The following is a 5,000-nucleotide window of genomic DNA, read 5'->3' on the forward strand; positions in this document are numbered from 1 at the left end:
TACCTCTGGGACCAGGGCCGCCCGCGCCGAGGACGGGGTACCGGGCGTCCCCTCCGACCCGCCACCCACCCGCCGTAGGCGAACGGCGAACAGCCCACGGCAAACAGGCACCGAAAACCCGGCCCGGCCGTAGTCAGGGCATGGCTCGGCCGGGCCGGTGGTGGGTTCCCGTGCGGAGGCCCCGGGCGCGGGAAGGTGGCCTCCGCACGGGAGATCGGGGGGCTCAGAGGCCGTAGCGCTCCTTGGCCTCCTTGACGGCCTCCGGCTTGACCTCGCCGCGGCGGGCGAGTGCGGCCAGGGCCTGGACGACGACCGACTGGGGGTCGACACCGAAGTGGCGGCGGGCCGCCTCGCGGGTGTCGGAGAGGCCGAAGCCGTCGGTGCCGATGGAGGTCCAGTCCTGCTCGACCCAGGGGGCGATCTGGTCGGGGACCGCGCGCATCCAGTCGCTGACCGCGACGACCGGGCCGGGGGCGCCGGCCAGCGCGCGGGTGACGTACGGGATGCGGTCCTCGCCGTCCAGACGGGCGGCATCGCACTCCAGGGCGTCCCGGCGCAGCTCCGTCCAGGACGGCGCCGACCAGACGTCCGCCGCCACGCCCCAGTCGGCGGCCAGCAGCTGCTGTGCCTCCAGGGCCCAGTGGATGGCGGTGCCGGACGCCAGCAGCTGGAGCTGCGGGCTGTCGGCCTCGGGCCGGGTGCCCTCGTTGAAGCGGTACAGGCCCTTGAGGATGCCCTCCTCGACGCCCTCCGGCATGGCCGGCTGGACCTTGGTCTCGTTGTAGACCGTGAGGTAGTAGAAGACGTCCTCGGCGTCCGGGCCGTACATCCGGCGCAGGCCCTCCTTGACGATGACCGCGACCTCGTAGGCGAAGGCAGGGTCGTAGGAGAGCGCCGCGGGGTTGGTGGAGGCGATCAGGTGGGAGTGGCCGTCGGCGTGCTGGAGGCCCTCGCCGGTCATCGTGGTGCGGCCGGCGGTCGCGCCGATGACGAAGCCGCGGCCCAACTGGTCGGCCAGCGCCCAGAACTGGTCGGCGGTGCGCTGCCAGCCGAACATCGAGTAGAAGATGTAGAAGGGGATCATCGGCTCGCCGTGCGTCGCGTACGAGGTCGCGGCGGCGGTGAAGTCGGCGAGCGAACCGGCCTCGGTGATGCCCTCGTTGAGGATCTGGCCGTCCTTGGCTTCCTTGTACCAGAGCAGCTGATCGCGGTCGACCGGGTCGTACGTCGCGCCCTTGGGGGAGTAGAGGCCGGCCGTCGGGAAGAGGGACTCCATGCCGAAGGTGCGGGCCTCGTCGGGGACGATGGGGACCCAGCGCTTGCCGGTCTCCTTGTCCCGCATCAGGTCCTTGATCAGCCGGACGAACGCCATGGTGGTGGCGATCTCCTGGCTGCCGGAGCCCTTCTTCAGCGCGTCGAACGGCTTGTCGGCGGGCATCGGCAGCGGCTTGGCGACGACCTTGCGGGCGGGGGCCGGGCCGTCGAGGGCGGCGCGCCGCTCGCGCAGGTAGACCATCTCGGGGGAGTCGTCGGCGGGGCGCCAGTACGGCACCTGGTCGCCCTCCAGCGCGCTGTCCGGGATGGGGAGTTCGAGCACGTCACGCATGGTGCGGAACTCCGCCATGGTGAGCTTCTTCATCTGGTGGTTGGCGTTGCGGGACTCGAAGCCCGCGCCGAGGGTGTAGCCCTTGACGGTCTGCGCCAGGATGACGGTCGGCGCGCCCTTGTGCTCGACGGCGGCCTTGTACGCGGCGTACACCTTGCGCGGCTCGTGGCCGGCCCGGGAGGTCTGGAACAGCTCCAGCAGCTTGGCGTCGGTGAGGCGGTCGGCGAGGGCCTTCAGGGACTCGTTGCCGCCGAAGAAGTGTTCGCGCAGGTAGGCGGCGTCGCGGGTGGCGTAGGTCTGGAACTGCGCGTCGGGGGTCTCGCCCAGGCGGCGGATCAGGGCGCCGTCGGTGTCGAGGGCGAAGACCTCGTCCCAGGCGCGGCCCCACAGCGACTTGACGACGTTCCAGCCGGCCGCGCGGAACTGGGCCTCCAGCTCCTGCACGATCTTGAAGTTGGGGCGGACCGGGCCGTCGAGGCGCTGGAGGTTGCAGTTGATGACGAAGGTCAGGTTGTCCAGGCCCTCGCGGCCGGCCAGCGCCAGGGCGGCGGTCGACTCGGGCTCGTCCATCTCGCCGTCGCCGAGGAAGGCCCAGACGTGGGAGTTGGCGGTGTCCTTGATGCCGCGGTGCTCCAGGTAGCGGTTGAAGCGCGCCTGGTAGATCGCGGAGAGCGGGCCCAGCCCCATGGAGACGGTGGGGAACTCCCACAGCCAGGGCAGCCGCCGCGGGTGCGGATAGGACGGCAGGCCGTCGCCGCCGGTCTCCTGGCGGAAGCGGTCGAGGTGGTCCTCGGTGAGGCGGCCTTCGAGGAAGGCGCGGGCGTAGACGCCGGGGGAGGCGTGGCCCTGGATGTAGAGCTGGTCGCCGCTGCCGTCGCCTTCCTTGCCGCGGAAGAAGTGCTGGAAGCCGGTCTCGTAGAGCCAGGCGGCGGAGGCGAAGGTGGCGATGTGGCCGCCGAGGCCCAGCGCGGAGCCGCGGGTGACCATCGCGGCGGCGTTCCAGCGGTTCCAGGCGGTGATCCTGGCCTCCATCGCCTCGTCGCCCGGGAAGGCGGGCTCGGCGGAGGTCGGGATGGTGTTGACGTAGTCCGTCTCCAGCAGGGACGGCAGGGCGGTGCCCTCGGTGCGCGCGGTGTGCTCAAGGGCACGGCGCATGAGGTACGCGGCGCGATGCGGTCCCGCTGCCTTGGTGACGGCGTCGAGCGACTCGCGCCACTCGGTCGTCTCCTCGGGGTCGCGATCCGGGAGCTGGTCGAGCTGGCTGTACGGCAGGCGCACGGGATCGGGCATGGGTGGCCCCTTTCCGGACGGGAGGTAGCTCGGGGGTGCCGTCGTGACCGGGCCGCGTCCTCAGGGTGGACGGCGGCCTCGACGACACCCCCTACGAGTTCGGCAGGCAGGGTTGTCGCGCCCCGAGGGAGGACGATACGCCTCTGATCGATGATCGATCAACGCTCAGCGAAGGAAAAACCCCAGGTCGGCACGGGGTGCCGCGTTTTCGGGCACCGCGTGCCAGTCCCGCAGAGGGTCCGCCGGCTCCTCCCGGTTCCGTCTCAGACCCGGGGTGCGCAGCTCAGGACATGGGACTTGAGCAGGGCGCCGATCTTCGGATCGCGCCGCCGGAACGCGTCCACGATCTCCTGGTGGTCCTGGGCGTGCGAGCGCGGCTCCGGGCTGAACCAGCGGATCGACAGCGTCGTCCAGACCTCGATGCCCAGCGACTCCCAGGTGTGCAGCAGCACGGCGTTCCCGGCCGCCCGCACGATCTCCCGGTGGAAGGCGACCGTGTGCCGCACCTGCGCCTCCCCGTCACCGGCCAGATCCGCCTCGCGCAGCGCCGCCACCTCCCGCTCCAGCGCCGCGGTGTTCTCGGCCAGCCGCCCCGCGGCCAGCTCGGCGGCCACCTGCTCCAGCCCGGCCCGCACCGGGTAGCTCTCCTTGAGGTCGTCGGCGGTCAGGTTCCGCACCCGTACGCCCTTGTTCGGCGCCGACTCGATCAGCTGGAGCGACTCCAGCTCCCGCAGCGCCTCCCGTACGGGCGTCTGGCTGACCTCCAGCTCCACCGCGATCCGCCGCTCCACGATCCGCTCGCCCGGCTGCCAGCGGCCGCTGACGATCCCCTCGAGGATGTGCTCGCGGATCTGCTCGCGCAGCGAATGGACGACGGGCGGGGTCATGAGGTGCTCCTTCAGAGCGGGCGGTGACAGAGGGCCATTATCCGGGAGGCGCGCGGGGGTCCTGCCAAAAGCCGCGAGGTGGCCGCGCACCCCGGCCCGGGGCCCGGGGACGCAAAAGGGCCGGCCCCGGCTCATACGAACCGGGGCCGGCCCTTAGGGCACGCCTGCTGCGGGCCTGCCGGGACTCAGAGACCGATCTCGGTCTCGAACTCGGCGGCCTCCAGGATCTGCTTGACCGTGGTCAGGTAGCGGGCGGCGTCGGCGCCGTCCACCAGACGGTGGTCGTAGGAGAGCGCGAGGTAGGTCATGTCGCGCACCGCGATGGTCTCGCCGAGGTCCGGGTGGTTGATGACCACCGGGCGCTTGACGGTGGCACCGATGCCCAGGATGCCGACCTGGTTCGGGGGCACGATGACGGTGTCGAACAGGGCGCCGCGCGAACCGGTGTTGCTGATGGTGAAGGTCGCACCGGACAGCTCGTCCGGCGTGATCTTGTTCGCGCGGACCTTGCCCGCCAGGTCCGCCGTCTTACGGGCGATACCGGCGATGTTGAGGTCACCGGCGTCCTTGATGACCGGGGTCATCAGGCCCTTCTCCGCGTCCACCGCGATACCGACGTTCTCGGTGTCGAAGTAGGAGATGGTGCCCTCGTCCTCGTTGATCCGGGCGTTGATGACCGGGTGGGCCTTCAGCGCCTGGACCGCGGCCTTGACGAAGAACGGCATCGGGGAGAGCTTGACGCCCTCACGCTGCGCGAACGCGTCCTTGGCCTGGTTGCGCATCCGCATGATCTTGGTGATGTCCACCTCGACCACGGAGGTCAGCTGCGCCTGGCTGTGCAGGGCCTTCATCATGTTGTCGCCGATGACCTTGCGCATCCGCGGCATCTTGACGGTCTGACCGCGCAGCGGCGACGCCTCGATGGCCGGAGCCTTCGACACGGCCGGGGCGGCGGCCGCGGCAGAGGCAGTGGCCTTGGCGGCCTCGGCGGCGGCGATGACGTCCTGCTTGCGGATACGGCCACCGACGCCGGTGCCCTTGACCGTGGCGAGGTCGACACCGTTCTCGGCGGCGAGCTTGCGCACCAGCGGGGTGACGTACGCGCCCTCACCGGCGGCCGGAGCCGGGGCGGCGGGGGCGGCGGCCGGGGCCGGAGCCGGGGCGGCCGGAGCCGGTGCGGGGGCCGGAGCCGGGGCCGGAGCGGCCGGGGCGGCGGG

Annotated in this window: 3 protein-coding genes; all 3 read right to left on the reverse strand. The window is 71.7% G+C overall.

The window, feature by feature from the left end:
- Positions 1–223 precede the first annotated feature (223 nt).
- Positions 224–2,896, reverse strand: coding sequence for a pyruvate dehydrogenase (acetyl-transferring), homodimeric type (aceE, locus tag ACFWJW_RS37470; protein WP_387249853.1), 2,673 nt, complete (start codon positions 2,894–2,896; stop codon positions 224–226).
- Positions 2,897–3,159: 263 nt separating this feature from the next.
- A complete protein-coding gene (locus ACFWJW_RS37475; RefSeq protein WP_387249856.1) occupies positions 3,160–3,783 on the reverse strand; it encodes a GntR family transcriptional regulator in 624 nt (207 codons plus the stop codon).
- Positions 3,784–3,968: 185 nt separating this feature from the next.
- The coding region (sucB, locus tag ACFWJW_RS37480; protein WP_387249858.1) for a 2-oxoglutarate dehydrogenase, E2 component, dihydrolipoamide succinyltransferase at positions 3,969–5,000 on the reverse strand (1,032 nt) is incomplete at its 5' end.

This window comes from Streptomyces sp. NPDC127097 (assembly GCF_042724075.1).
Lineage (GTDB): Bacteria > Actinomycetota > Actinomycetes > Streptomycetales > Streptomycetaceae > Streptomyces.

What these genes read in the sequence shown, in the direction of transcription:
- ACFWJW_RS37475 (WP_387249856.1), bottom strand. Translation starts at nt 3,783, where the DNA reads ATGACCCCGCCCGTCGTCCATTCGCTGCGCGAGCAGATCCGCGAGCAC.
- aceE (WP_387249853.1), bottom strand. Translation starts at nt 2,896, where the DNA reads ATGCCCGATCCCGTGCGCCTGCCGTACAGCCAGCTCGACCAGCTCCCG.